Below are 2,500 nucleotides of genomic sequence, written 5' to 3'. Positions count from 1 at the left end.
CAGTAGCGACACTTTATAAAGTGTAAGTTGGCAGGTTTTTGCCTGGCCATGATGTGTCACCAATAGCAGCGGCAGGCTGCTGATTGTATCGATCGTAGAATGCTTCCCGACAACATTGGTAACAATTATAAACTGTTATTATATCGGCAATAAAACAATCCACTGATGATAACGGTAGCAGAAAACTGCTGATACAAAGAACTGTAGATATAGAGCAGATGATTGGCAGTATAAACTGCAGATCTGTAACTCTTTAATGGCTACTTTAGTGTGTGAGGCGATGTATAAACATCTCCGGTTCACTAATTTCCTTTCGAGATAAGTACTGCTCTTTAGCCGTACTCCGCATTGCCTTACACAATGCTCTCTACTATATAGAAAGAAAAAGCCTTAGTGTATGAAACACCAAGGCTTTTCTCTTAATAAGTATGGCAGCTACCTACTCTCCCGCATGATAGTGCAGTACCATCGGCCATGAGGGGCTTAACTTCTCTGTTCGGAATGGGAAGAGGTGAACACCCTCGGCATAACCACCATAAGATCTTCTTTGCTGTTACAGCAAACTAATAAGATAACATATCGGGAAAGTTGTATTCAAAACTTTTTAGCGTAATAATTGAAAAAATTAAAGCTTACGGGCAATTAGTATTACTCGGCTGCGATGTTACCACCCTTACACCTGTAACCTATCAACGTCGTAGTCTCCGACGGCCCTTAAAAGTAAACTCATCTTGAAGCAGGTTTCACGCTTAGATGCTTTCAGCGTTTATCCTATCCGTACATAGCTACTCTGCACTGCACCTGGCGGCACAACAGATACACCAGCGGTACGTACGACCCGGTCCTCTCGTACTAAGGTCATGTCCTCTCAATTTACTAACGATCACAACAGATAGGGACCGAACTGTCTTGCGACGTTCTGAACCCAGTTCACGTGCCACTTTAATCGGCGAACAGCCGAACCCTTGGGACCTTCTCCAGCCCCAGGATGTGACGAACCGACATCGAGGTGCCAAACCTCACCGTCGATATGAGCTCTTGGGTGAGATCAGCCTGTTATCCCCGGAGTACCTTTTATCCTTTGAGCGATGGCCCTTCCATACAGAACCACCGGATCACTTTAGCCTGCTTTCGCACCTGCTCGGCTTGTTGGCCTCACAGTCAAGCACCCTTATACTAATGCGCTCTACGTACGATTACCAACCGTACTGAGGGTACCTTTGCGAGCCTCCGTTACCTTTTAGGAGGCGACCACCCCAGTCAAACTACCCACCAAACAATGTCTCCCCGTTAAGGGATTAGACTCTAAATAACAGAAGGTTGGTATTTCAACGATGACTCCACAACTCCTGGCGAAGCTGCTTCATAGTCTCCCAACTATCCTACACATCTGGCATTCAAAATCAATGTTAAGTTGTAGTGAAGGTTCACGGGGTCTTTCCGTCCCGTTGCGATTAACCGGCATCTTCACCGATACTACAATTTCACCGAGCTCGTGGTAGAGACAGTGTACAACTCATTAGACCATTCGTGCAGGTCGGAACTTACCCGACAAGGAATTTCGCTACCTTAGGACCGTTATAGTTACGGCCGCCGTTTACTGGGGCTTCAGTCAGAAGCTTTGGATTGCTCCGAACATCCTTCCTTAACCTTCCAGCACCGGGCAGGTATCAGGCTCTATACGTCATCTTTCGATTTTGCAGGGCCCTGTGTTTTTGTTAAACAGTTGGTTGTACCATTTTACTGAGGCCACATCACTGTGGCACGCCTTATCCCGAAGTTACAGCGTCAATTTGCCTAGTTCCTTTACCACGGATCACTCGAGCGCCTGAGAATACTCATCTCGACTACCTGTGTCGGTTTACGGTACGGGCTGCTATAAACGAACCTTAGAAGTTTTTCTTGGAAGTCTGATTAGGGACACTATCAGCGCGGCCGAAGCTTTGCTGTACTATCAGGTTTCATCATCCCGAACGGATTTACCAATTCAGAATATAACTACACCCTTTAACGCACTATTCCGTAAGTGCGCGATCCTTTCACTACTCCGTTACTCCATCGAATTTATAGCAGGTACTGGAATATTCACCAGTTTGCCATCAGCTACGCCTTTCGGCTTTGCCTAAGGACCCGACTAACCCTGATCCGATTAGCGTTGATCAGGAACCCTTAGTCTTACGGCGATAAGATTTTTCATCTTATTTATCGTTACTTATGCCTACATTTTCTTTTCCAAACGCTCCAGCATGTCTCACAACACACCTTCAATGCAGTTTGGAATGCTCCCCTACCGTCTAATACTTACGTATTAGGCCTAAAGCTTCGGTTATATGTTTGATGCCCGATTATTTTCCGTGCCCAAACCCTCGACCAGTGAGCTGTTACGCACTCTTTAAATGAATGGCTGCTTCCAAGCCAACATCCTGGCTGTTTTAGGATTTGAACCGCGTTTGTTCAACTTAACATATCATTAGGGACCTTAGCTGTTAGTCTGGGTTAT

2 rRNA genes (1 of these 2 running past the window's edge) are annotated in these 2,500 nt (G+C 45.8%); both read right to left on the bottom strand.

The features are described 5' to 3' along the window. Positions 1–426 precede the first annotated feature (426 nt). Positions 427–538: ribosomal RNA gene (rrf, locus tag FN124_RS15960) — 5S ribosomal RNA — on the bottom strand. 84 nt (positions 539–622) lie between these two features. Beyond that, positions 623–2,500: ribosomal RNA gene (locus FN124_RS15955) — 23S ribosomal RNA — on the bottom strand; it runs 1,009 nt beyond the window's last position.

Origin of the sequence: Chitinophaga polysaccharea, assembly GCF_902150045.1 — a bacterium.
GTDB lineage: Bacteria > Bacteroidota > Bacteroidia > Chitinophagales > Chitinophagaceae > Chitinophaga > Chitinophaga polysaccharea_A.
The sequence above is the reverse complement of the archived record's forward strand: the minus strand, read 5'-3'. Positions and strand labels throughout refer to the sequence as shown.